Here is a 23,568-nt window from a genome sequence, read left to right as displayed (position 1 = left end):
CGGCACCCACGCGCTGGTCGGCAAGCCGTCCCGGACATGGAGAAGGCCGCCCTCGCGTAGTCGTCCCACCGGTTCCACGCGTCGGCGTAGAACCGGTGGACCGCATTCCTCAGGTGTTCTGCGGGAAGCCCAGGTTCACTCCGCCGTGGGACGGGTCGAGCCAGCGGCCGGTGACCACTTTCGTCCGGGTGTAGAAGTGCACGCCTTCCGGTCCGTAGGCGTGCGAGTCGCCGAACAGGGAGTCCTTCCACCCGCCGAACGAGTAGTACGACACCGGGACCGGGATCGGCACGTTGACGCCGACCATGCCGACCTCGATCTCGTTCTGGAACCGCCGCGCCGCGCCGCCGTCGTTGGTGAAGATGGCCGTGCCGTTGCCGTACCGGTTGGCGTTGACCACGTCCACCGCGTCGTCGTACGACGAAACCCTCAGCACGGACAGCACCGGACCGAAGATCTCGTCCTGGTAGATCGACATGTCGGCGCCCACGTGGTCGAAAAGCGTTGGGCCCAGCCAGAAACCCTCCGCCTCGCCGTCGATCGGGTGACCTCGGCCGTCAACCACCAGCTCGGCACCTTCGGACACACCGGCGTCCACATAGGACAGCACCTTGTCCCGGTGCGCGCCGGTCACCAACGGGCCCATCTCGCAGCCGGGGCGGCGGCCGTCGCCCACGTGCAGGCGGGCGATCCGGTCCTTGATCTTGGACACCAGTTCGTCGCCCACGGGGTCGACGGCGACCACGACCGAGATCGCCATGCACCGCTCCCCCGCCGAGCCGAAGCCCGCCGACACGGCCGCGTCGGCGGCCAGGTCGAGGTCCGCGTCAGGCAGCACGACCATGTGGTTCTTGGCTCCGCCCAACGCCTGCACGCGCTTGCCGTGACGGGTGCCGGTCTCGTAGACGTACCGGGCGATGGGCGTGGAGCCGACGAACGACACCGCCTTCACGTCGCGGTGCTCCAGGATGCGGTCGACCGCCTCCTTGTCACCGTGGACCACGTTGAGCACGCCGTCCGGCAGCCCGGCCTCGGCGAACAGGTCCGCGATGAACGCCGACGCCGACGGGTCCTTCTCCGACGGCTTGAGCACCACGGTGTTGCCGCACGCGATCGCGTTGGGCACGAACCACAGCGGCACCATGGCCGGGAAGTTGAACGGCGAGATGACACCGACCACGCCGAGCGGCTGCTGGATGGAGTACACGTCCACCCTGGTGGAGGCGTTCTCGCTGAAGCCGCCCTTGAGCAGGTGCGGGATGCCGCAGGCGAACTCCACCGCCTCCAGCCCTCGCTGGACCTCGCCCGCCGCGTCGGACAGCACCTTGCCGTGCTCGGCGGTCACGATCGCGGCGAGTTCGTCCTTGCGCGCGTTGAGCAGCTCGCGGAACGCGAACATCACGGTCACCCGCCGCGCCAGGGAAACGTTGTGCCAGTCGGAGAACGCGGCCTTCGCCGAGGCCACCGCTTCGTCCACGGTGGACGTCGAGGCGAAGTCGACCTGCGCCGCGACCCGCCCGGTGGCCGGGTCGTAGACGTCCCCGCTGCGCGAAGCGACGCCGTCCCAGGGCTTTCCGCCGATCCGGTGGGTGATCCTCACAGCACGTCTCCCAGGATGCCCAACGCTTCCTCCACTTCGTCCTCGGTCACGGTCATCGGGGGCGCCAGCCGGATCACGTTGCCGTACAAGCCGCCCTTGCCGACCAGCAGGCCGCGTTCACGGGTGCCCTCCAGCACCGCAGCCGCCGCCTTCGGGTCCGGCTCGCCGGAGGGGCCGACCAGCTCGATGCCGACCATCAGGCCCTTGCCGCGCACGTCGCCCACGCCCGGCCGGTCCTCGGCGATGGCGCGCAGGCCGTCGGTCAGCCGATCGCCCATCTTCGCCGCGTTCGCCTGCAAGTCGTTGTCCAGCAGGTAGTCCAGCGTCGCCAGCGCGCCCGCCGTGGACACCGGGTTGCCGCCGAACGTGGAGATCGAGTTGGCGGTCAGGCAGTCCATGAGGTCGCCGCGCGCGACCACGCCGCCGATCGCGAGGCCGTTGCCCAGCCCCTTGGCGAACGTCATCGCGTCCGGCGTCACGCCGTGCGCCTGGATGCCCCAGAAGTGCTCCCCGGTGCGGCCCCAGCCGGTCTGCACCTCGTCGGAGACCAGCAGGATGCCGTACTCGTCCAGGACTTCCTTGAAGGCCGCGAACAGCCCGTCCGGCGGGGTGGAGAAGCCGCCCACGCCCTGGATCGGCTCGACCAGCATGCACGCCACGTCGCCCGCCGTGGTCGTCTCGATCACCTCGCGCAGGTCCGCGACGCACGCCTTGATGTAGTCGGCGTCGGAGAAGTCCTTGAAGGGGCTGCGGAACCGGTAGCCGCCGTGCACCCAGCTCACCTTCACCGGGCTGAGCGAGGACGCCGACCAGCCCCGGTTGCCGGTGATCGCCATGCTCGCGAACGACCGGCCGTGGTAGGAGTTGCGCAGCGCCAGGACCTGGTCGCTGCGGCGGTACTGGGTGGCCAGCATGAGCGCGGTCTCGTTGGCCTCGGTGCCGGAGTTGGTGAAGAACACCTTGGCGTCCGGGATGCCGGACAGCTCCGCGATCTTCTCGGCCAGCTCGACCTGGGACCGGATCAGGTAGAGCGTCGAGCTGTGCAGCACGCCGGTGTCGAGCTGGGCCCGGATCGCGTCGCTGATCTCGGCGACGTCGTAGCCGATCGCGTTGGTCAGGATGCCGGCGAAGAAGTCCAGGTACGTGCGGCCCTCACGGTCCGTGACCCGCCGCCCGCCGGCGCTCGCCAGCTCGATCGGCTGCTGGTAGTACAGCGCCAGCCAGTCGGGCATCACCGCTCGGTGCCGGGCCAGCAGCTCGCCGTGCCCGCCCGCTCCCGACCCGCCGTCGTTGAGTGCCATCGCGTCCTCCTCAAGGGGCGTCCCTGGTGCGGAAGTCTGGTCGGGACCGTGCCGCGCCGCCATGCACAACCTGTACCGCATTTCGGCAATTCCCATTACGTTGTGTCCATGTACCCCACGGTGGCCGAAGCCCTCGCCCTGCCGGTGATCCGCCGCGCCAAGCCCCATGTCATCGCGGGCGCCGCCGGCATGCAGCGCCGGGTGCGCTGGGTGCACGTGGCCGAGATCGCCGACATCGCCCACCTGCTGCGCGGCGGTGAACTGGTGTTGACCACCGGCATCGCCCTCCCCGAGGACCCGGCGGGGCTGGCGAAGTACGTCGCCGACCTGGCGTCGGTGGGCGCGGCCGGGCTGGTCGTGGAGCTGGTGCGGCGGTGGAGCGACGAGGTGCCGGGCGCGCTGGTGGCCGCCGCCGAGCACCACGAGCTGCCGCTGGTGACGCTGGCGCGCGAAACCCGGTTCGTGTCGGTGACCGAGGCAGTCGTGGCGTTGATCGTGGACGCGCAGCTCGCCGAGCTGCGCGCCGCCGAGCTGGTGCACGAGACGTTCACGGCGCTGACCGTCGCGGGGGCCGAGCCCGCCGAGGTGCTGCGCGAGGTGGCGCGGACCTCCGGCCTGCCGGTCGTCCTGGAGACGCTGGGGCACGAGGTGCTGGCCTACGACGCGGCGGGACAGGACCCGACGTCCCTGCTGGCGGACTGGGTCCGGCGGTCGGAGGCGGTGACCCTGCCCGAGCGGACGGCGTACCACGAGCAGGCGGGCTGGCTGGTGACCGTCGTCGGCGCGCGGGGCGCCGACTGGGGCCGGCTGGTGCTGCTGTCCCCCGAGCCGCCGCCGCACCGGCACGTGGTGGTCGCCGAACGCGCGGCGTCGGCGCTGGCCGTGCACCGGCTGGTGGCGCGGGACCGGGAGTCGCTGGAACGCCAGACCCACCGCACCCTGCTCACCCAACTGCTCGCCCGCCCGCCGCAGGACCTGCCCGCGCGGGCGGCGGCGCTGGGCGTGCCGCTCGAACGGCGGCAGCTCGTCGGCGTCGCGATCCGGCCCGGCACGGCCACCGCGCCCGCGCAGGCGCTCGCGACCCAGGAGGTGCTGCGCGACCTGGCCGAGGCGACGGCCCTGGCGACCCGCCGGGTGACCGTGCCCGCGCTGGTCGGGGTCGTGGACGACACGAGCGTGCGGGCGCTGCTGTCGCTGCCGCCCGCCGCCGGCCTGGACGGGGTGCTGCGCCGGCTGGCCCGCGAGGTGCACCGGACGGCCGCCACGACGCAGCACGCGCTGCCGGTCGTGATCGCGGTGGGGACGACCGTGTCCGCCCTGTCCGACGTGCGGCGGAGCCTCGGCGAGGCCGCGCACATCGCCGGGGCGGCGCTGCGCTCGCCGGGCAGCAAGCTCTACCACCGGTTGGACGACGTGCGGCTGCGCGGGCTGCTGCACCTGCTGCGCGAGGACGAGCGGGTGCGTGCGTTCGCGGACCGTGAACTCGGGCCGCTGATCACGCGGGACGACAGCCAGGGCAGCCGGTTGGTGGAGCTGCTGCGCTGCTATTGCGAGCAGGGCGGCAACAAGTCGGCCGCCGCCGCTGCCGCCCACCTGTCGCGGACCGCCTACTACCAGCAGCTTGGCCGGATCGAGCAGGTGCTGGGAGTGTCGCTGGAGGACCCGGAGTCCGTGCTCTCGCTGTACGTCGCGCTCCTGGTGCAGGAGATGGGCGACAACTGAGCCGCCGCCGGACCGCCCGACTTGGGACGATCCGGCAGCGACCCGACAGCCCGGCTTGGGCAGGCGGAGCGGCGACTCCGTCAGCCCAGCTTCGGCAGGCGGAGCGGCGACTCGGCCGGCTCGGACACGGTCGGCAGGGCGGGCTTCGCCAGGTTCGGCGGCTGGAGGTCGAGCACGCCCGGCAGCTCCGGGGCCGCCGGCGCCTGCACGCCGGCCGGCAGGTCGCGGGCCTGCGGCGCGGTCGGCAGCTCGGACGCCCCGGGCAGTCCGGGCACGGCGGGCAGTGGGGCCAGGGGCGGGACGGGCAGCTTCAGCGCCCTGCCGCTGAGCAGGTCGGGCACCTGCTTCGCGGCGTCGGAGTCGACCTTGGGCACGTCGGGCAGCTTGCCGTCCACGACGTCCAACGGCTGCTCGGTGGCCGAAGCAGCGCCGACCAGCAGCGGCGACGCGCCGACGGCGAGCAGGACGGCGGCACGCAGAAGTCCGCGGGTGCGGTGTGCAGACACGATGTTCCTAACCTGGTTGGGGACCTGTACGGCTGACCTCTCCGACATCGGCACGATCCCCGCCCCACCACACCCGCTCGATGGGGTGACTGACGCTCCGTGTCGCTCAACCTCGATCGAGGGAACGGTCCGGTCGCCCGCACTGGTCTGGCATGCCCGCGCGGGCCCGTGCCGGGGAGACTCGGCACGGACCCGCGACGGGTTTTCATCCCCCAGGGACTAGGGGTTGGTGACCCCTAGCGTGTAGCTGCCCGAGCCGCTGTACGCGTGCACCCGGAACCGGTAGTAACCGGCGGTGCCGTTGTAGTTGACGGTCTCGTTCGCGGCCGGGCTGTCGCCCTTGGCCACGACCGCCCAGGCGCTGCCGTTCCACTTCTCCAGGTAGAGGTCGAAGTCGGCGCCGCTCGGGCCGACCAGGCAGCCGACGTGCGCGCCGGACGTCGTGGACTGGTAGTAGCTGTTGTTGGGCTGGTACGCCTGCCCGCCCGAGGACAGCGAGCCGTTGTAGCGGACCTCGGAGGTGGCGCAGCCGGTCGGCGGGTTCGGGGTGCCGCCACCGCCGGTGATCAGGGTCAGGCCGTAGGCCTGGAGGATCTCGTTGACCGGCTGGAAGTACGTGGTGCCGCCGGTCCGGCAGTTGCCCGAGCCGCCGGAGGTCACGCCCTGCGCCTGGGTGCCCGCCAGCAGGGAGCCGCCCGAGTCGCCGGGTTCCGCGCACACCGTGGTCTGGATCAGGCCGGTGACCGTGCCCTGCGGGTAGCTCACCGACGAGTTGCGGGCCTGGATGGTGCCGCAGTGCCAGCCCGTGGTGGAGCCGGAGCGGCAGACGGTCGCGCCGACCGGCGCGTCCTGCGAGCCGGCCACCGACACGGTGCCGCCCGAGTAGTTGTTCACCAGGCCGCGCGGCGTGTTGCCGGCCGCGACCTGCACCCACGCGTAGTCGTTGCCGGGGAAGCTGGAGCCCCGGAACGTGCCGCTCGGGCCGGACGTGGACGCGCCGGTCGTGCCGCAGTGCCCGGCGGTCACGAAGCCGCCGTTGACGGAGAAGCCGACCGAGCAGCGGCTGCCGCTGCCGATGTTGTAGGCGTTGCCGCCGATGACGTCGATCAGGGGGCGCGGCGACTCGTTCGTGGGCACGTACCGCACCGCGGCGGCGTCGACGCCGCTGGCGGCCACGAAGGCACGCGCGGCGGACAGCTTGCCCGGCTGCGACTTGACCACGACGGTGTTCGTCGGCAGGTCGACGTACCAGCCGGGGACCGACCGGGGCGCCTTCGCGACGTGGCGGTCCAAAGTGGACTTGACCGCGTCCAGGTCGGCTTCGCTGCGCGGCACGAGCTTGCCCCGGCCGCGGCCGACCTGGTCGAGGTCCGCGTTGGTGGTCACGCCGACGGTGAGGGCGCCGGACGGGTCGATCCACGCCCCGCCGAAGCGGTCGTTCAGGCGCTTGCGGAGGTCACGCGCCGTCTCGCTGGAGGTCTGGTCGGCGGAGAGCCGGTCCCGCGCCTGCTCGGCGGTCAGGCCGAGGTCGCGTTGGATGGCGGCGAGGATCTGGGTGTCCTGGTCCGCGGGCGCCGCTTGCGCGGTCGTTGACAGGGTGCCGGCGGTCACCAGCGCCGCGGCCAGCGCCAGCGGTCTCAACAGTCTTGACATGGGGATTTCTCCTTGACGGAGGGCAGGGATTCCCCGTGAAAAGTAAGTCGACCCGGCCGATCGCGGTAATACTGCTTAGGTCATAAGTCCGTGTGATGGAACGGCAATCGGACCATCGTGTGGTCATGACACAGTCGCATGGTGCTGAACCACGCCGTAATCGGGGTGGGTCGGCAGCCACGAGGTGTAGCGGGGGTTGCGCTCGGAGGTCTCGCGGTAGGCCTCGCCCGCGTACCGGAGGACCTGCGCCCCGAACGCCGCCGCAGGGCTGTCCGGATCCCAGCCGATCAGGTGCCGCCACCGCAGCGGCACGCCCGCGATGGGCATCGCCACCACGCCCGGCGCGCGGCGGAACGTCGGCTGGCACAGCGCGACCACGTCACCGGACTGCGCCAGGTCGATGCAGCTATTGATGTCCACCTCGTACATGGTGCGCGGGGTGAAGCCGGAACGGCTGCACGCCGCGACGAAGCAGTCGCCGAAGCACCCGTCGCCGGGCACCACCGCCCACTGCATGTCCTTCAGCTCCGCCAGTTCCACCTCTTCCTTCGCCGTGAACGGGTGGTCCTCCGGCAGCAGCACGAACACCGGGTCGATCGCGATCACCTGCCACGTCAGCCCGTACTCCGTCGGCGGCGGCGCGTCGCCGCAGACGCCGACCAGCACGTAGTCCAGGCGCCCCTGGGCGGCCGACTTCGCCAGCTCCTCGTTCGACCAGGAGGCGTGCGTGCTGACGTGCGCCCCCGGATGCGCCTCGGTGAGCCGGTGCACCAGCCCGCCGAGCATCGGCCCGTTCACCGCGCCCACCCGGTACCGGTCGGTGGGCAGGTCGTCGTCCACCAGGCGCAAGGCGTCTTCCTGCAAACGGGAGAACGCGGGCAGGAGGACTCTGGCACGTTCGAGCACCAGTTCGCCGAGGACTGTGGGCCGGGCGCCCTTGTGGTCGCGCTCGAACAGCTTGCCGCCGAGCAGGCCCTCGATCCGGTGTAGCTGAGCGGTCAGCGCGGGTTGCGCGAGGCCCAGCATGGAGGACGCTTTCGACAGGCTGCCCGCGTCGGCGATCGCGCAGACCACCCGCAGGTGTCGCAGTTCGAGCTTCATCCAACCGACGGTAGGTCACTGTGAACGGTCAGTCGAGGGGTCTAACGCCGAGTAGAGGGCAAATCCTTATAGCCCCGACAGGCGGAACGGGTCGGCGATGGACACAGTGTGCGCTGATCATGGCAAGCGTGGACACTTCGACACTGCCCAGCGCAGGCCGGGCGACCCGAGGATGCCCGGATGGACATCGCGCCGAAGCACCGAACCTGAGGGGTGTTTCACGAGCTTAACAGGGGAGTGACGGATGGCCTTCGACTCCGCGGCGCAGGTCGCCTCCGGTCCTGACGGTCGCGTGGAACTCCGCGACCACTCCGGGATCGCGCACAGCCCCTACTACAACCCCGAGCTGGCCCCGGTGCCGCTGGAGCGGCGCACCTGGTCGACCTACAACTTCTTCGCGCTGTGGATGGGCATGGCGCACAACATCCCCAGCTACACGTTGGCCGCCTCGCTCGTGGCGCTCGGGATGGACTGGGTGCAGGCGTTCGCGACCATCACGCTGGGCAACCTCATCGTGCTGGGGCCGATGCTGCTCAACAGCCACGCGGGCACCAAGTACGGCATCCCGTTCCCGGTGTTCGCCCGCGCCTTCTACGGGGTGCGCGGAGCCAACCTGGTGGCGTTGCTGCGGGCGTTCATCGCGTGCGCGTGGTTCGGCATCCAGACCTGGGTGGGCGGCAAGGCGCTGCACGTGATCGTCGGCAGGCTCGCCGGCGACGGGTGGGTGGACGCGCCCGTGGTGCTGGGCCAGGTGTGGACGCTGTGGCTGTGCTTCCTGGGCTTCTGGGTGGTGCAGATGCTGGTCATCTGGCGTGGCATGGAGGCGATCCGCCGGTTCGAGAACTGGACCGCGCCGCTGGTGTCGGTCGGGTTCCTGGTCCTGCTGGCGTACGTGGCGGTCAAGGCGGGCGGGTTCGGGCCGATCCTGTCCGAGCCGTCGAAGCTCGGCTGGGGCGCGGACTTCTGGAAGGTGTTCTTCCCGGCGCTGATGGGCATGATCGCGTTCTGGTCCACGCTGTCGCTGAACATGCCGGACTTCACCCGGTTCGGCGGCAGCCAGCGCAAGCAGGCGCTCGGCCAGCTCCTCGGCCTGCCCACCACGATGTCGTTCATCGCGATCGTGGCCATCCTGACCACGTCCGGCGCGACGGCGCTGTACGGCGAGGCGATCTGGGATCCGGCGGAGCTGGCGAGCCGGTTCGACAACACCGCCGTGGTGCTGGTCGCGCTGGTGGCGCTGGTGCTGGCGACCATCTCGGCGAACCTCGCGGCGAACGTGGTGAGCCCGTCCTACGACTTCTCCAACGCGTTCCCGAAGAGGATCACGTTCGCGCTGGGCGGCCTGATCACCGGGGTGATCGGCATCGTGCTGCAACCGTGGCGGCTGATCTCCGACCCGGGCATCTACATCTTCGCGTGGCTGGGCTTCTACGGCGGCCTGCTGGCGTCGGTGGCGGGTGTGCTCGTCGCCGGGTACTGGGTCGTCGGCCGTGCCAAGCTGGAACTGGCGGACCTGTACCTGTCCGGGGGCGGCGCCTACTGGTTCCGGGCGGGCTGGAACTGGCGCGCGGTCCTCGCGACCGCCGTCGGCTCCGTGCTCGCGGTGGGCGGCGCGTACGGCGGGCCGTTCCCCGCCGACGGTTTGATCCCGTTCCTCAAACCGCTCTACGACTACAACTGGGTGGTCGGCCTGGTCGGCGGGTTGCTCGTCCACCTGGCGCTGACGCCCCGGAGGGAGAACGCGTGAGCATCGTCCGAGCGGGTCTGGTCCAGCAGAAGTGGACCGGCGACAAGGAGTCGATGACCGCCAACGCGGTGGAGGCGGTCCGCACCGCCGCATCGCAGGGCGCCCAGGTCGTGTGCCTCCAGGAGCTGTTCTACGGGCCGTACTTCTGCCAGGTGCAGGACGCGGACTACTACTCCTACACCGAGGGCATCCCGGACGGCCCGACCACCGAGCTGATGTGCGAGGTCGCCGAGCAGCACGGCGTCGTGCTGGTGGTGCCGATGTACGAGCAGGAGCAGCCCGGCGTGTACTTCAACACCGCCGCCGTGATCGACGCCGACGGCACCTACCTGGGCAAGCACCGCAAGAACCACATCCCGCAGGTGAAGGGGTTCTGGGAGAAGTTCTACTTCCGGCCCGGCAACCTCGGGTATCCGGTGTTCGACACGGCGGTGGGCAAGGTCGGCGTGTACATCTGCTACGAGCGGCACTTCCCCGAGGGCTGGCGGGCGCTCGGGCTGGGTGGCGCGCAGATCGTGTTCAACCCCTCGGCGACGTCGCGGGGGCTGTCGGAGTACCTGTGGCGGCTGGAGCAGCCCGCCGCCGCCGTGGCGAACGAGTACTACGTCGGGACGATCAACCGGGTCGGCGTGGAACCACTGGGGGACAACGACTTCTACGGTCAGTCGTACTTCGTGGACCCACGTGGGCAGTTGGTCGGCGAGGCGGCCTCCGACACCGAGGAGGAGGTCGTCGTGCGGGATTTGGACATGGACCGGCTGGCCGAGGTGCGCGACCTGTGGGCGTTCTACCGCGACCGCCGCCCCGACTCGTACGAATCGCTGGTGACGCCGTGAGCCTGCTGATCAAGGGCGGTCTGGTCGTCAACGCGACCGGGGCCGTCCCCGCCGACGTGCTGGTGGACGGCGAGCGGATCGCCGCGCTGCTGGCGCCGGGTTTCCCGCTCGACGCCGACGAGGTCGTCGACGCCACCGGCAAGTACGTGATCCCCGGCGGCATCGACGCGCACACGCACATGGAGATGCCGTTCGGCGGCACGTTCTCCGCCGACACGTTCGCCACCGGCACCACGGCGGCGGCGTGGGGCGGCACCACGACGATCATCGATTTCGCGGTGCAGGCCAAGGGAACTTCGTTGCTGTCCACCCTGGACAAGTGGCACGCGAAGGCGGACGGCAACTGCGCGGTCGACTACGGGTTCCACATGATCGTGTCCGACGTCAACGACACTTCGTTGAAGGAGATGGAATCCTGCGTCGAGGCGGGCGTGAACACGTTCAAGATGTTCATGGCCTACCCCGGCGTTTTCTACGCCACCGACGGCGAGATCCTGCGCGCCATGCGGAAGGCGCGCGAAACCGGCTCCACGATCATGATGCACGCCGAGAACGGCATCGCGATCGACCAACTCGTCGCCCAGGCGCTCGCCGAGGGCCGCACCGACCCGGTGGAGCACGGGCTGACCCGCCCGCCCGAACTGGAGGGCGAGGCCACGTCCCGGGCGATCACCCTGGCGAAGGTGACCGGCTCGCCGCTCTACATCGTGCACCTGTCCGCCGCGCAGGCGCTGGACGCGGTCACGAAGGCGCGCGACACCGGGCAGAACGTGTTCGCCGAGACGTGCCCGCAGTACCTGTACCTGTCGCTGGAGGACCTGGCGAGGCCGGACTTCGAGGGCTCGAAGTACGTGGCCTCTCCCCCGCTGCGGCCCAAGGAGCACCAGTCGGAGCTGTGGCGGGGCCTGCGCACGAACGACCTGTCGGTGGTGTCGACCGACCACTGCCCGTTCTGCTTCAAGGACCAGAAGGAACTGGGCCGCGGCGACTTCTCGAAGATCCCCAACGGGATGCCGGGTGTCGAGCACCGGATGGACCTGCTGCACCAGGGCGTGGTGAAGGGCGAGATCAGCCTGGAGCGGTGGGTGGAGATCAGCTCCACGACACCCGCCCGGATGTTCGGCCTGCACCCGCGCAAGGGTGTCATCGCGCCCGGCGCGGACGCCGACATCGTGGTGTACGACCCGAACGCGCAACAGACCATCTCGGCCGCCACGCACCACATGAACGTCGACTACTCGGCGTACGAGGGGATGGAGCTGACCGGCCGGGTGGACACGGTGCTGTCACGCGGCCGGATCGTGGTGGACGGCAACGGCTTCCACGGCGCGGTCGGCCACGGGAAGTTCCTGTCCCGCGAACTGAACCAGTACCTGGTCTGAGGGGGCACGTCGTGGACTTCGGTGTGGTGTTGCAGACGGACCCGCCCGCGCGGGACGTGATCGCCGGGATGAAAGCCGCCGAGGACAACGGTTTCCGCTACGGGTGGACGTTCGACTCCACCGTGCTCTGGCAGGAGCCGTTCGTCATCTACTCGCAGGTGCTGGCCGCCACCGACGACCTGATCGTCGGACCGATGGTGACCAACCCGAGCACCCGTGACTGGTCGGTCCTCGCGTCCTTGTTCGCGACGTTGAACGACATGTTCGGCAACCGCACGGTGTGCGGCATCGGCCGAGGCGACTCGGCCCGCCGCGTGATCGGGCGGAAACCGGCTTCGCTGGCCACTCTCGGCGAGGCGATGGCCGTGGTGAAGGGCCTCGCCGAGGGCCGCGAGGTCATCCACCACGGCACACCCGTCCGCATCCCCTGGGTGCGCGACGGCAAGCTGGAGATGTGGATGGCCGCCTACGGGCCACGCGCGCTGAAGCTCGTCGGCGAACAGGCGGACGGTTTCATCCTCCAGACCGCCGACCCGGACATCGCCAGGTGGACCATCGGGTCGGTGCGGGACGCGGCCGTGGCGGCGGGCCGTGACCCGGAAGCCATCACGATGTGCGTGGCCGCGCCTGCGTACGTCGGGGACGATCTGGCCCACCAACGGGACAATCTGCGCTGGTTCGGCGGCATGGTCGGCAACCACGTGGCCGACCTGGTGGCCCGGTACGGCGACTCGGGCGCGGTGCCGAAGGCGCTGACGGACTACATCAAGGACCGCGAGGGCTACGACTACGCCCACCACGGCAAGGCGGGCAACCGGTCGACCGACTTCGTGCCGGACTCCATCGTGGACCGTTTCTGCCTGGTGGGCCCGGCGTCCGCGCACGTCGAGCGGCTCCGGGAACTGCGCGAGCTGGGCGTGGACAACTTCGCCCTGTACCTGATGCACGACGACAAGGACAAGACCCTCGCGGCGTACGGCAACGAGATCATCCCCCAAACCTGATTCCGCTGGTCACGACCTTGAGCGGGGTGGATTGTCAGACCACCCCGCTACCGTGTGCGGTGTGACTTCCGTGAACGACGAAGCCCGTTTCTGGGCACTGCTGGAGAACGCCTGGGCCGGTGTGGGGCCCGAGGCGAACGAGGTGCGCGCGGCCCTGGCCAAGCGCGACCTGGACGAGGAGGCCTTCGACGAGGCCGCCGTGCTGGAGGAGCACCTGGACCGGGTCCTGGTGTCCCTGCGGCAGACGTGCGCCACCATGTCCAGCGAGGACCTGACCGCTCTGGACCGGGTGGTGGAGCGCAAGCTGCACGAGATCGACCGCCGTGACGTGCACGAGGTCACCGACGGCTCGGACGACGGCTTCCTGTACGCGCGGGGCTTCATCGTCGCCTTGGGGCAGGAGTTCTACGAGGCCGTGTCCCGCGACCCGCGGGTGGCCGTGGCGGACGCCGAGTGCGAGGCCATGTGCTACTTCTTCGCCCACTTGCACGCGGAACGCTTCGGCGGCTTCCCGGGCACGGGCTCGGGCATCTCCCGCGAAACAGCGACGAACGCCGCCGGCTGGGCCTGAGCCGCCGCCACGCCACCAGCAGGCACCACGAACGCCGACACGCCAACGCCAACGCCAACGCAAGAACGCCAAGAACACCAAGAACACCAAGAACGATGGTCCCCCGTTTTGGCGTTCGGTTTCTACGCAGCTTGACGGCAGAAGGGTGACCACAACGCCACCGCCGCTCATCCTACGCAGGTCTGGGATGCAGTCGGAACACTACGAAACGGGACCACATCACCGAAAAACCCTGGAGGCCGCCGGGGACGGCCGCAGCCGCAACACGCCGCAAGCCACCGCTCCCCTCGGCCTGCACAAGTCGCGTGTCGCTCCCCGGCCCCCGGCCCCCGAGCACCGAGCACCCTAGGATCATGCGATGTCGCCCGAACCAGCCGAAGGCAAACAGGCCTGGCCCCGCCAAAAACAGGGCTTCCTGACCTCCCTAGGCCGCGTGTTCACGGCGTTCGAACTGCTGATCGGCCCGGCGCTCATGATCGGCGCCTGGTTCATCCCGACGGACGGGCGCTGGATCATGTTCGGCATCGGCGCCCTCGCAGCCGCAGTGCTCATCTCCGACTACAACGGAGATCGCACCGTCAAAGCCGAGACGAGGGCGCAACACGACCGGCTGGACCGATCCGGCATCCCGGCGACAGCCGAGATCGTCGCGATCAAGGAGGTAGACTTGGGCGATGGCTCGGGTATCCAGCTCCGCCTGCGGGTCGAAGGCAACGGCCTGACGCCGTTCGAGGCCGACAGCACCGACCACCGGCGACGGCCCCACTACGAGGTGGGCAACCGCCTCCACGTCGTGGTCGACCCGTCGGACAACCTCTTCCGGTTCCACCGCTGACGAGTTCCCGGGGTTGAGCCCCGAGGCCGGAACGAGGTTCCGGTGCTACCGTCGAATGCGTGATCGACTTCGAGAAAGCGTCCGTGTTCAAACTAGCGCCGTGCCGTCCGGAGGACATCGCGCCGCAGGTGTCGCCGATCATGATCCAGGGCGAGCAGATCGTGTCGTGCTTCAAGACGGTGCGCGACTTCGTGGTGTTCACCAACAAACGGGTGATCGCGGTCAACGTGCAGGGCATGACCGGCCGCAAGAAGGACTTCACGTCCCTGCCCTACAGCCGGGTCCAGGCGTTCTCGATCGAGACGGCGGGCACCTTCGACATGGACGCCGAACTCGACCTCTGGTTCTCGGGACTGGGCAAGGTCCGCCTGGAGTTCCGGGGCCACGCCGACGTCCGCCTGCTGGGCCAGATGATCGCGACCTTCATCCTCTGACGAACATCACCGCACGGACCGCGTAGTGCCGTCCCACCCCGTCAACGCCTCCGGCAGCACTTCGGCCAACTGCACGGGATACACGGTCTCCTCGGTGGCCCGCAGCTCGTCCACCGACCACCACCGATGACGGCGGATGGTCTGCTGTTCGAGATCGTTGAACCGGGAAGTGTCGACCTCCGCCCGATCCGTCCGGCTGACGAAGAACCACTCCTCCGCCGCATAGCTCAGCCCGTCGAAGCTGAACACCGCCCGCCGCTTCCACACCGGACCCACCAGGTCCGCCGGCGCGAGCCGCAACCCGGTCTCCTCGAACGCCTCCCGCACCGCAGCCGCGCGCAGATCCTCGGCAGGCTCCACCCCACCGCCCACGGTGAACCAGAACAGCTCCTCTGGCCGCGCCGGGTCGAAGCCCTCGAACAACAGCACCCGGTCGTCCCGGTCGGCGAGGACCACCCGCGCGGACACCCGCTGGGTCGGCACGTCCGCCGGCGGCTCGGCGATCTCGAAATACGAAGGCGTCGGCGCGGTACCGGCCAGGCGCAGCCAGCGAACCAGCCGCCAGCGCCGCAGCGCCAACGTGTCGCGCACCGCGTCGTTGTGCACCCGCCGCGCCAGCACGACCCGCTGCTCGGCGTCCGACAGCTCCGCCGCCAACGCCGGGGCCAGCACCGACCGGTCCAGATCCTCCAGCAGGCCGCTCAGCTCGTTCTCCGCCGTCTCACGGTCACCGCGCGCGGCCCGTTCCGCCCGGTCGGCGGCCGAACGCAGTTCCGGAGCCCCGCACACCGCCGCGACCGCCCGCGTCACCACGGCGCGCCGGGCCAGCGCGGCGTCCAACGCCGCCCAGGCCGCGTCGGTGCGCACGTGCAGCCGGTCGAGCCGGTTCGCGGTGCCGAGGATGCCCGGTCCGACCAGGACGATCAGCCCGAGCAGCACCAGGAAGGCCAACGCCACGCCGGAACTGGTCACGCCTCCCCCACCCGCCGGGGGTCGGCGGCCATCGCGCTCTCGTACACCCGGAACACCTGCCCGGCGACCACCGACCAGTCGTAGGTCATCACCCGCTCCCGTGCCGCGTCCACGTAGTCCGCCCGCCGCGCGGGATCGGCGAGCAGGCCCCGCAGCGCCGACGCCAGCGCGGCCGAGTCGCCCACAGGTGTCAGCACACCGGCCTTGCCGTCGTCCAGCACCCGCCGGAACGCGTCGAGGTCGCTCGCCACCACGGCCGTCCCGGCGGACATCGCCTCGGTGAGGATGATGCCGAAGCTCTCGCCGCCGGTGTTGGGGGCGCAGTACACATCCACGCTGCGCAGGGCACGGGCCTTGGTCTCGTCGTCGACCATCCCCAGGAAGTCCATCCGGGACGCCAGCGCCGGCCCGGCGGCCTTGCGCAACTCGTCCTCGTCACCCCGGCCGACGATCAGCAGCCGCACGTCCGCCAGCGACCGCACCGCCTCCAGCAGCACCGGCATGCCCTTGCGCGGCTCGGTGAACCGCCCGACGAACCCGACCGTGCCGCCGGGGCGCGGGTACCCGTCCAACGGCTCGGCGTCGGCGAAGAACCCGACGTCCACCCCGTTGGGGATCTCCACCGCGTCCCCACCCAGGTGCTCCACCTGCACCCGCCGGGCCAGCGCCGACACCGCGATCCGGGCGGTGATCTTCTCCAGGAACGGCTGCAGCACCACCTGGAACGCGGACAGCATCTTCGAGCGCGGCGTGGACGTGTGGAAGGTGGCCACGATCGGCCCGTCGGCCACCATCAGCGCCAGCATGGACAGCGACGGCGCGGTGGGCTCGTGCAGGTGCAGCACGTCGAAGTCGTGCTCGGCGATCCACCGCCGCACCCGCGTGAACGACACCGGCCCGAACGACAGCCGCGCCACCGACCCGTTGTAGGGGATGCCGACGGCCCGGCCGGCGGAGGTCACGAACTCCGGCACGGGTGTGTCGTCGTCGGCCGGGGCCAGCACCTCCACCTCGTGCCCCAGTGAACGCAACGCGCGCGCCAAGTCGACCACGTGCGCCTGCACACCTCCGGGGACTTCGAAGGAGTACGGGCAGACGATGCCGACCTTCACTCGGCGCCTCCCCTGCGGGCGAGCACCCGTTGCAGGACCTTCCGCCGGCGTTCCGGCAGGTCCGCGAGCCAGAGCTGCTGGACCATGTGCCAGTCGGTGGGGTGCGCCGCGATGTCGGCGGCGAACACGTCGGCCAGCGACTGGGTGGCCGGGCCGACGCCGCTGACGCCCGCGACCCGGATCGGCGGGTGGATGCGGACCACCCAGCCGTCCTCGGTGAACCACGAGCCGACCGGCAGCAACGCCGCGCCCGTGGTGGCGGCGAGGTGCGCGGGGCCGGCGGGCATCATGGTGCGTTCGCCGAAGAACGTCACCGGCACGCCGCCGGCGGTCAGGTCGCGGTCGGCGAGCAGGCAGATGGCCCCGTTGGCGCGCAACCGCTCGGCCAGCACCACGGCCGGGTTCCGGTCGCCACCGGTCAGCGGCACCACCTCGAACCCCAGGCTCTCCCGGAACGCGATGAACCGCCGGTACAGCGATTCGGGTTTGAGCCGCTCGGCGACCGTGGTGAACCGGCCGACGTGCCCGACCATCCACACGCCCGCCATGTCCCAGTTGCCGGAGTGCGGCAGGGCGAGCACCGCGCCGTTGCCGGCCGCCAGCGCCGCGTCCAGGTTCTCCACCCCGGTGAACGTCCGGTCGCACGTCTCGTAGACGGCCTTGAGGTCCATCGACGGCAGCCGGAACGCCTCCCGCCAGTACCGCGCGTACGACCGGACGGACAGCCGCACCAGCTCGTCCAGCTCGGCCTCGCCGGCGCGCGGCACGACCCGTCGCAGGTTGGCCCGTAGCTGTTGGATGCCGTCGCCGTTGCGCCGGGCAGCCCAGTCGGCGGCCTGGTCGAACAGCGCGACCGCCCACTTCTCCGGCAGCAGCCGCACGAGCCGCCAACCCGCCGCGTAGCCGAGGTCGGCCAGCCGGTCCTTCATGTCGACAGCTCCTTCGCGGCACGCCGCACGGCCAGGACGCGCTGCGCCACGGTGATCACCACGAGCGCCGCCAGCAGGTACAGCGCCACCGGCAGGACGTACGGCACGCCCAGCCCGTGCAGGCCGATGCCGACCAGCGCGACGATGAACCGGTCCGCCCGTTCCGCCACGCCCACGTCGGCGGACAGCCCGGACGCCTCCGCCCGCGCCTTCACGTACGAAGTGACCTGGGCGCCGACCAGCGAAACGAGGGTCGCGGCGGCGAGGCCCTGCTCCCCCGCGCCGAAGCACCACCAGGCGATCGCGGCGAACAGCGCCCCGTCCGCGATCCGGTCGCAGCTCGCGTCCAACACCGCGCCGAACGGGGTGCCGCCACCCTGCGCACGCGCCATCGCGCCGTCGACCAGGTCGAACAGCACGAACGCCGTGACCACCGCCGCTCCGGCGAACAACTGCCCGCGCGGGATGAACCACAGCGAGGCGGCGACGGAGCCGACGGTGCCCAGCACCGTGACGGCGTTCGGGGTGAGGCCGCGGCGCAGCAGCCACGCCCCGATCGGATCGGTGACGCGCGATACCGACGCGCGGGCGAAGATGTTCAGCATGGGGCGGGGACTGCACCTACCGGCGGGGGACGACTGGGTCTCCGGCAGCCTAACGACCCAGCTCAGCCGAGCTTGCGGTGGTCCCTGGAGATCCCCTCCAACAGGTCCTCCAACTGCTCACCGCGCATGGCGAGCCGCTCCAGCCGGCCGAACAGCGCCAAGTACTCCCGCACGTCGTGCGGATCGGTGATCGTCGCGTTGCCGGTCAGCACGCTCAGCGTCACCACCCGCTCGTCGTAGACCTGGAAGCCGTGCAGCGCCACCAGGTTCGCGTCCGCGGTCCACGGCACGACACCCAGTTGCACGTTCGGTCTCCGCATGATCTGGACCAGGTGGTCGATCTGCTCGCACATGAGATCGGCCGACCCCATGCGCCACCGCAATGCGCCCTCGGCGAGCAGGAACACGAACCGCTTGCCCAGGTCGTCCATCCGGGCCCGCCGGCTGCGCTGTGTCGCGATCGCGGTGTCCTGCTCGTGCGCCGGAGTGGCATTCAGCACCACTCGTAAGTAGTTCTCACTCTGCAATAAAGCCGGAACCCCGGCGTTCTGAAAAAAACGGCTCGTCGTCGCACGGGCCTCTATTCGCGCCACGGTCTGCTGGTGCCGGTGGGCCCCCCGGTGCAGCACCACCCGGCGGGTCTCCGCCTCGGCGTGTAGCTGACGGGCCAACTCGACCAGCTCGACCCTGGTCTCCCTGGTCGCCGACAACTCGGCCACCAGGCGCTCCACGTCGGTCACGGACGGGAGGAGCATGCCGTTCTCGATCTTCGACAACTTGGACTGGCTCATCCCGGTCGCCCGCGCGGTGGCCGTGCCGGTCATCTTGGCCTCCGTGCGCAGCCTGCGTAACTCGCGCGAGAGCCGTTCTCGGGCCAGCCGCGAACGCTCAGGTGCGGTCATGAAACGCACGTTATCGATGAAGTCCCTCCGTGACGATCGGCCACACAGGGAATACTGGCAGTGCATGTGCCGCCCGTGTGGTGATCTAACCCACGCACGCTGCACGTATCCGGGGTGCACGGCCCGATGCACGTGCAGGCGGGCGAATCGCACCCGGCCGTTCCGGTCAGCCCATTTCCGCCCAGGCGTCCGCGAGCAACTGGCGGGTCTCCCCCAGCAACTGCGGCAGCACCTTCGTGTGGCCGATCACCGGCATGAAGTTCGCGTCGCCGCCCCACCGGGGCACGACGTGCTGGTGCAGGTGCGCCGCGATGCCCGCCCCCGCGACGACGCCCTGGTTCATGCCGATGTTGAACCCGTGCGGGCTCGCGACCGCCCGGATCACCCGCATGGCCCGCTGGGTGAACCCGGCGAACTCGACCGTCTCGGCGGGCGTGAGGTCGGTGTAGTCGGGCACGTGCCGGTAGGGCAGCACCATCAGGTGGCCGGGGTTGTACGGGTACAGGTTGAGCACCGCGAACACCGACTCGCCGCGGGCCAGGATCAGGCCCTCGTCGTCGTCCAGCCCGAACACCCGGCAGAACGGGCAGCCCTCCGGCTCGTCCCCGACCGCCTTCCCCTCGCCGCGCACGTACGAGAGGCGGTGCGGGGTCCACAGCCGCTGCAACGCGTCGTGGACCCCGACCCCGTCCTGCTCCTCGTACCGGGGCGTCACTGGACGAGTTCCGCCGTGGGCGAGGCGTTCTCGCGGCGGGTCACCCAGTCGACGATCGTCTCGACCGCGCGGGCCACCGGCACGCCGTTGACCTGCGTGCCGTCCCGGAACCGGAACGACACCGCGCCGGACTCGACGTCCTTGCCGCCCGCGAGCAGCATGAACGGCACCTTCTGCGTGGTGTGGTTGCGGATCTTCTTCTGCATCCGGTCGTCCGAGGCGTCCACCTCGACCCGGATCTTGTGCTCGCGCAGCGCCGCCGCCACCTCCCGGAGGTGCTCGACGTGCTCGTCGGCGATCGGGATGCCGACCACCTGCACCGGGGCCAGCCACGCCGGGAACGCGCCCGCGTAGTGCTCGGTGAGCACGCCGAAGAACCGCTCGATGGACCCGAACAGCGCCCGGTGGATCATGATCGGCCGCTGCCGGGAGCCGTCCGGCGCGGTGTACTCCAGCTCGAACCGCTTGGGCTGGTTGAAGTCGAGCTGGATGGTCGACATCTGCCACGACCGGCCGATGGCGTCCTTGGCCTGCACGGAGATCTTCGGGCCGTAGTAGGCCGCGCCGCCGGGGTCGGGCACGAGTTCGAGCCCGGAGTCCTCGGCCGCCTGCCGCAGCGTCTCGGTGGCCTCCTCCCACTCCTGCGGGTCGCCGATGAACTTGGGCGAGTCGTCGCGGGTGGACAGCTCCAGGTAGAAGTCGCTCAGGCCGTAGTCGGCGAGCAGGTCGAGCACGAACTTGAGCAGCGACCGCAGCTCGCCCGGCATCTGCTCCTTGGTGCAGTAGATGTGCGAGTCGTCCATCGTCAGGCCGCGCACCCGGGTGAGGCCGTGCACCACGCCGGACTTCTCGTACCGGTAGACCGTGCCGAACTCGAACAGCCGCAACGGCAGCTCGCGGTAGGACCGCCCGCGCGACCTGAAGATCAGGTTGTGCATCGGGCAGTTCATCGCCTTGAGGTAGTAGTCCTCGCCCTCGAACTCGATCGGCGGGAACATCGTGTCGGCGTAGTAGGGCAGGTGGCCGGACGTGTGGAACAGGCCGCTCTTGCTGATGTGCGGCGTGTTGACGAACTCGTAGTCCGACTCCTCGTGCCGGCGGCGCGAGTAGTCCTCCAGCTCCCGGCGGATCACGCCGCCCTTGGGGTGGAACACGGCCAGCCCGGAGCCCAGCTCGTCGGGGAAGCTGAACAGGTCCAGCTCGACGCCCAGCTTGCGGTGGTCGCGGCGCTCGGCCTCGGCGAGCAGTTCGAGGTAGGCGTCCAGCGCCTCCTGCGACTCCCACGCCGTGCCGTAGATGCGCTGGAGCTGCGGGTTGTTCTCGTTGCCGCGCCAGTAGGCCGCGGCCACCCGGGTCAGCTTGAACGCCGGGATGTGCTTGGTCGTGGGCACGTGCGGGCCGCGGCACAGGTCGCCCCAGACCTGCTCGCCGGAACGCGGGTCCAGGTTGTCGTAGATGGTCAGCTCGCCGCCGCCGACCTCCATGACCTCGGCCGTGTCCACGTCGCTCTTGAGGTCGACCAGTTCGAGCTTGAACGGCTCGTTCGCGAGTTCCCGCTTGGCGGCGTCGACGGACTCGACCACCCGCCGGTCGAACCGCTGCGCGCCCTTGATGATCTGCTTCATGCGCTTCTCCAGCGCCTGCAGGTCCTCGGGCGTGAACGGCTTCTCGACCTGGAAGTCGTAGTAGAACCCGTCCTTGACCGGCGGGCCGATGCCCAGCTTGGCCTCCGGGAACTGCTGCTGGACCGCTTGGGCGAGCACGTGCGCGGCAGAGTGCCGGATGACGCTGCGGCCGTCCGGCGTGTCGGCGGCCACCGCCTCCACCTCGACGTCCACCCGGGGCGTCCAGGACAGGTCGCGCAGGTGCCCTTCGGCGTCCCGGACCACCACGACGGCGTCCGGCCCCTTGCCCGGCAGGCCCGCCTCCCGGACCGCCGTGCCCGCGGTGGTCCCGGCCGGCACCACCACGCGCGGTGGGGCGAGTGCGGCTGCGGGGCGCGGCTGGGACACGGTGACTCCTCGGCTGGCTGGTTCGGCTGGGCGATGCTATTGCCGAAGATGTTATCGGTGCTCATCGAACGGTTATCCGCCGACACGTCCACACCCGCCCGCCGCGGCGTGCCGGATCGGCCGGGCGCGGTCCGGCCCCTCGGTCCGCTATCCGGTGATCAGGCCGGCCGCCGACGACGTCACCGCACGCCCCGTGGTCCGCCGGTAGCGCTTGACCGGATCACCGTGCCGCACCTCGAGCCCGACCGCGCGGCCGATCGCCTGGTCGAGTCCGGGATGGTCACCTCGGAACATCGGAATCACTCCTGCTCACGGCCTGACGGCATGGCGGCGTCAACACATGCTGACGACCGGTTCACCACGCATTTGTGCGGGAAGTGATCCGAACGGGTAAGCCCGTCACCCGGAAGCACGCGGGGAATAGCCGCTACGGCACACTGTCGCAGGGCGATACCAGAAAATTCCGGTCCCCCGTCCAGCGGATTACCGCCGCCGCCGACCCGGTGCATGATCATCAGCATGACCACGGTAAACACTTCCGGCACCTGGCCGACCATCAGCGTCACGCCGCCGAATCTCGACGGATTGGGCACCGACCACGTCACCTGGGGAATTCCAGCCGGTTCTGGCAAGAGCGGTTACGTGTTCCGCGGTGGTCAGGTCGAGGTGAAACTCGACGGCACCGAGTTCACCCTCGGCACCTTCACCCACGAGAACTTCCCGATCCAGGCGATGCCGCAGTCGCAGTTCGACGTCGACCTCGCCGTCCAGGTGGTCTTCGAGGACGGCACGACGAGCGGCTTCAGCTTCCGCTTCCACCACAACGAGACGCCCAACGTCGGCCCCAACCCGGAGGACGAGGTCGACCTGCCCACGTTCGTCTCGCCCGAGACGGTCACCGTGGACGGCGAGGAGTACGCGGTCGTCATCAGCGGTTTCAAGCAGGGCGGGCAGGTCGTCCGCAAGTTCATCAGCCCGGAGAACGGCGCCAACAGCGCCGACGTCGTGGCCCTGTTCGGCCGCGCCGGCCGGCCGGACATCGTGATCACGTCGGTGCTGAACAAGGGTGCGGTGAAACGCACGCAATCGGACGAGTACGTCGAAATCGTGAACCGGGGCAGCGCGCCCGGGGACATTTCGGGCTGGGTGTTGGGAGCCGACGACGCGGGCCAGGACTTCACCTTCCCGCCGGGCACCGTGCTCCAGCCGGGCCAACGCATCCGGATCTACACCAATGAGATCCACCCCGAATCGGGTGGTTTCTCCTACGGCAGCAAGCGTCCCATCTGGAACGACCAGGGCGATTCCGCGAAATTGCGGGACACGAACGGCAACCTGGTGTCCAAGTTCGGTTACGGAAAGGCCGCCCAGCCTACGCCGTGAGACCGCGGAAATTCCGGACCGGCTCCGCCGCACTTCGGCGGAGCCGGTCTTCGGCGCACGGAAATGTCAACGACGCAGTCCGCTGACGAACGCGTCCCACGTCGTGGCGGCGACGGCCAATCGCGGACCGGCCGGGTTCTTCGAGTCCCGCACACCGACCCCGGCGTCGGTCAGGCGAACCTCGACGCAGGAGTTGTTGCTGCCCGCGCTGTAGCTGCTCGTGAACCAACCTGTGTCGTGGGCCAT

At 70.2% G+C, this 23,568-nt stretch carries 24 protein-coding genes; 9 read left to right on the top strand and 15 right to left on the bottom strand.

All coding sequences use genetic code 11. From position 1 onward, the window contains the following. Positions 1–109 precede the first annotated feature (109 nt). Both ACQPZF_RS17850 and ACQPZF_RS17845 read right to left on the bottom strand, forming a co-directional pair. Entirely contained in the window at positions 110–1,600 is a 1,491-nt protein-coding gene (locus tag ACQPZF_RS17850) for a CoA-acylating methylmalonate-semialdehyde dehydrogenase (RefSeq protein WP_433272984.1), read from the bottom strand. Further along, positions 1,597–2,901: an aspartate aminotransferase family protein gene (locus tag ACQPZF_RS17845; RefSeq protein WP_433272982.1), complete on the bottom strand. Its 1,305-nt coding sequence runs from the start codon at positions 2,899–2,901 to the stop codon at positions 1,597–1,599. Before ACQPZF_RS17845 ends, ACQPZF_RS17850 begins: the two co-directional genes overlap by 4 nt. A gap of 108 nt (positions 2,902–3,009) precedes the next feature. Between ACQPZF_RS17845 and ACQPZF_RS17840 the strand changes: the two genes are divergently transcribed. Next, positions 3,010–4,623 (top strand): PucR family transcriptional regulator, encoded by a 1,614-nt coding sequence (locus tag ACQPZF_RS17840; RefSeq protein WP_433272980.1) that lies wholly within the window; start codon positions 3,010–3,012, stop codon positions 4,621–4,623. 80 nt (positions 4,624–4,703) lie between these two features. Here the strand turns inward: ACQPZF_RS17840 and ACQPZF_RS17835 are convergent, their stop codons facing one another. From ACQPZF_RS17835 to ACQPZF_RS17825, 3 genes are all read right to left on the bottom strand, one after another. Next, positions 4,704–5,129 carry a hypothetical protein gene (locus ACQPZF_RS17835; RefSeq protein WP_433272978.1) on the bottom strand — a complete coding sequence of 142 codons (426 nt, stop codon included), beginning with the start codon at positions 5,127–5,129 and terminating at the stop codon, positions 4,704–4,706. Positions 5,130–5,348: 219 nt separating this feature from the next. Next, positions 5,349–6,782 (bottom strand): S1 family peptidase, encoded by a 1,434-nt coding sequence (locus ACQPZF_RS17830; RefSeq protein ID WP_433272976.1) that lies wholly within the window; start codon positions 6,780–6,782, stop codon positions 5,349–5,351. Between the two features lie 123 nt (positions 6,783–6,905). After that, positions 6,906–7,883: a LysR substrate-binding domain-containing protein gene (locus ACQPZF_RS17825; protein ID WP_433272974.1), complete on the bottom strand. Its 978-nt coding sequence runs from the start codon at positions 7,881–7,883 to the stop codon at positions 6,906–6,908. Positions 7,884–8,127: 244 nt separating this feature from the next. Here ACQPZF_RS17825 and ACQPZF_RS17820 point away from each other — a divergent pair, with 244 nt between their 5' ends. The 7 genes from ACQPZF_RS17820 to ACQPZF_RS17790 all read left to right on the top strand — a co-directional run bounded on the left by ACQPZF_RS17820 (position 8,128) and on the right by ACQPZF_RS17790 (position 14,692). After that, positions 8,128–9,630 carry an NCS1 family nucleobase:cation symporter-1 gene (locus ACQPZF_RS17820; RefSeq protein WP_433272972.1) on the top strand — a complete coding sequence of 501 codons (1,503 nt, stop codon included), beginning with the start codon at positions 8,128–8,130 and terminating at the stop codon, positions 9,628–9,630. A gap of 53 nt (positions 9,631–9,683) precedes the next feature. Next, on the top strand, positions 9,684–10,466 hold the full coding sequence (locus tag ACQPZF_RS17815; RefSeq protein WP_433274593.1) for a nitrilase-related carbon-nitrogen hydrolase: 783 nt from the start codon (positions 9,684–9,686) through the stop codon (positions 10,464–10,466). After that, positions 10,463–11,848, top strand: coding sequence for a dihydropyrimidinase (gene hydA, locus ACQPZF_RS17810; protein ID WP_433272970.1), 1,386 nt, complete (start codon positions 10,463–10,465; stop codon positions 11,846–11,848). Before ACQPZF_RS17815 ends, hydA begins: the two co-directional genes overlap by 4 nt. 11 nt (positions 11,849–11,859) lie before the next feature. Next, a complete protein-coding gene (locus tag ACQPZF_RS17805; RefSeq protein WP_433272968.1) occupies positions 11,860–12,852 on the top strand; it encodes a TIGR03842 family LLM class F420-dependent oxidoreductase in 993 nt (330 codons plus the stop codon). Between the two features lie 61 nt (positions 12,853–12,913). Continuing rightward, entirely contained in the window at positions 12,914–13,423 is a 510-nt protein-coding gene (locus ACQPZF_RS17800) for a DUF4240 domain-containing protein (protein WP_433272966.1), read from the top strand. Between the two features lie 358 nt (positions 13,424–13,781). Next, positions 13,782–14,258, top strand: coding sequence for a hypothetical protein (locus ACQPZF_RS17795; RefSeq protein ID WP_433272964.1), 477 nt, complete (start codon positions 13,782–13,784; stop codon positions 14,256–14,258). Between the two features lie 59 nt (positions 14,259–14,317). Further along, a complete protein-coding gene (locus tag ACQPZF_RS17790) occupies positions 14,318–14,692 on the top strand; it encodes a PH domain-containing protein (RefSeq protein WP_433272962.1) in 375 nt (124 codons plus the stop codon). A 6-nt stretch (positions 14,693–14,698) separates the two neighbouring features. Here the strand turns inward: ACQPZF_RS17790 and ACQPZF_RS17785 are convergent, their stop codons facing one another. The 9 genes from ACQPZF_RS17785 to ACQPZF_RS17745 all read right to left on the bottom strand — a co-directional run bounded on the left by ACQPZF_RS17785 (position 14,699) and on the right by ACQPZF_RS17745 (position 22,505). Continuing rightward, positions 14,699–15,664: an NUDIX hydrolase gene (locus ACQPZF_RS17785; protein WP_433272959.1), complete on the bottom strand. Its 966-nt coding sequence runs from the start codon at positions 15,662–15,664 to the stop codon at positions 14,699–14,701. Continuing rightward, the gene (locus tag ACQPZF_RS17780) at positions 15,661–16,776 is read right to left on the bottom strand and encodes a glycosyltransferase family 4 protein (RefSeq protein WP_433272957.1); all 1,116 of its coding nucleotides are present in this window, start codon (positions 16,774–16,776) and stop codon (positions 15,661–15,663) included. The genes ACQPZF_RS17785 and ACQPZF_RS17780 overlap by 4 nt, the downstream gene beginning before the upstream one ends. Next, the gene (locus ACQPZF_RS17775) at positions 16,773–17,705 is read right to left on the bottom strand and encodes a phosphatidylinositol mannoside acyltransferase (protein ID WP_433272955.1); all 933 of its coding nucleotides are present in this window, start codon (positions 17,703–17,705) and stop codon (positions 16,773–16,775) included. Before ACQPZF_RS17775 ends, ACQPZF_RS17780 begins: the two co-directional genes overlap by 4 nt. Next, positions 17,702–18,310, bottom strand: a complete 609-nt coding sequence (pgsA, locus tag ACQPZF_RS17770; protein WP_433272953.1) for a phosphatidylinositol phosphate synthase — start codon at positions 18,308–18,310, stop codon at positions 17,702–17,704. Before pgsA ends, ACQPZF_RS17775 begins: the two co-directional genes overlap by 4 nt. Positions 18,311–18,372: 62 nt before the next feature. Continuing rightward, entirely contained in the window at positions 18,373–19,212 is an 840-nt protein-coding gene (locus ACQPZF_RS17765; protein WP_433272951.1) for a helix-turn-helix domain-containing protein, read from the bottom strand. Between the two features lie 166 nt (positions 19,213–19,378). Further along, positions 19,379–19,927, bottom strand: coding sequence for an HIT family protein (locus ACQPZF_RS17760; RefSeq protein WP_433272949.1), 549 nt, complete (start codon positions 19,925–19,927; stop codon positions 19,379–19,381). Then, positions 19,924–21,939: a threonine--tRNA ligase gene (thrS, locus tag ACQPZF_RS17755; RefSeq protein WP_433272947.1), complete on the bottom strand. Its 2,016-nt coding sequence runs from the start codon at positions 21,937–21,939 to the stop codon at positions 19,924–19,926. Before thrS ends, ACQPZF_RS17760 begins: the two co-directional genes overlap by 4 nt. Positions 21,940–22,086: 147 nt before the next feature. Further along, entirely contained in the window at positions 22,087–22,233 is a 147-nt protein-coding gene (locus ACQPZF_RS17750) for a hypothetical protein (RefSeq protein ID WP_433272945.1), read from the bottom strand. Positions 22,234–22,238: 5 nt separating this feature from the next. Next, positions 22,239–22,505, bottom strand: a complete 267-nt coding sequence (locus ACQPZF_RS17745; RefSeq protein ID WP_433272943.1) for a hypothetical protein — start codon at positions 22,503–22,505, stop codon at positions 22,239–22,241. Between the two features lie 19 nt (positions 22,506–22,524). Between ACQPZF_RS17745 and ACQPZF_RS17740 the strand changes: the two genes are divergently transcribed. Next, positions 22,525–23,322, top strand: coding sequence for a choice-of-anchor K domain-containing protein (locus ACQPZF_RS17740; protein WP_433272941.1), 798 nt, complete (start codon positions 22,525–22,527; stop codon positions 23,320–23,322). A gap of 66 nt (positions 23,323–23,388) precedes the next feature. On the opposite strand, the gene ACQPZF_RS17735 is transcribed toward ACQPZF_RS17740, so the two are convergent. Beyond that, positions 23,389–23,568 carry a DUF397 domain-containing protein gene (locus ACQPZF_RS17735; RefSeq protein ID WP_433272939.1) on the bottom strand — a complete coding sequence of 60 codons (180 nt, stop codon included), beginning with the start codon at positions 23,566–23,568 and terminating at the stop codon, positions 23,389–23,391.

Origin of the sequence: Actinosynnema sp. CS-041913, from assembly GCF_050942485.1 — a bacterium.
Lineage (GTDB): Bacteria > Actinomycetota > Actinomycetes > Mycobacteriales > Pseudonocardiaceae > Actinosynnema.
The sequence above is the reverse complement of the archived record's forward strand: the minus strand, read 5'-3'. Positions and strand labels throughout refer to the sequence as shown.

Bases quoted from the DNA above. Each gene is read 5' to 3' on its own strand.
- ACQPZF_RS17735 (WP_433272939.1), bottom strand. From the start codon at position 23,568: ATGGCCCACGACACAGGTTGGTTCACGAGCAGCTACAGCGCGGGCAGC.
- ACQPZF_RS17795 (WP_433272964.1), top strand. From the start codon at position 13,782: ATGTCGCCCGAACCAGCCGAAGGCAAACAGGCCTGGCCCCGCCAAAAA.
- ACQPZF_RS17765 (WP_433272951.1), bottom strand. From the start codon at position 19,212: ATGACCGCACCTGAGCGTTCGCGGCTGGCCCGAGAACGGCTCTCGCGC.
- ACQPZF_RS17820 (WP_433272972.1), top strand. From the start codon at position 8,128: ATGGCCTTCGACTCCGCGGCGCAGGTCGCCTCCGGTCCTGACGGTCGC.
- ACQPZF_RS17815 (WP_433274593.1), top strand. From the start codon at position 9,684: ATGACCGCCAACGCGGTGGAGGCGGTCCGCACCGCCGCATCGCAGGGC.
- ACQPZF_RS17750 (WP_433272945.1), bottom strand. From the start codon at position 22,233: ATGTTCCGAGGTGACCATCCCGGACTCGACCAGGCGATCGGCCGCGCG.
- ACQPZF_RS17830 (WP_433272976.1), bottom strand. From the start codon at position 6,782: ATGTCAAGACTGTTGAGACCGCTGGCGCTGGCCGCGGCGCTGGTGACC.
- ACQPZF_RS17775 (WP_433272955.1), bottom strand. From the start codon at position 17,705: ATGAAGGACCGGCTGGCCGACCTCGGCTACGCGGCGGGTTGGCGGCTC.
- ACQPZF_RS17840 (WP_433272980.1), top strand. From the start codon at position 3,010: ATGTACCCCACGGTGGCCGAAGCCCTCGCCCTGCCGGTGATCCGCCGC.
- ACQPZF_RS17825 (WP_433272974.1), bottom strand. From the start codon at position 7,883: ATGAAGCTCGAACTGCGACACCTGCGGGTGGTCTGCGCGATCGCCGAC.
- ACQPZF_RS17845 (WP_433272982.1), bottom strand. From the start codon at position 2,901: ATGGCACTCAACGACGGCGGGTCGGGAGCGGGCGGGCACGGCGAGCTG.
- pgsA (WP_433272953.1), bottom strand. From the start codon at position 18,310: ATGCTGAACATCTTCGCCCGCGCGTCGGTATCGCGCGTCACCGATCCG.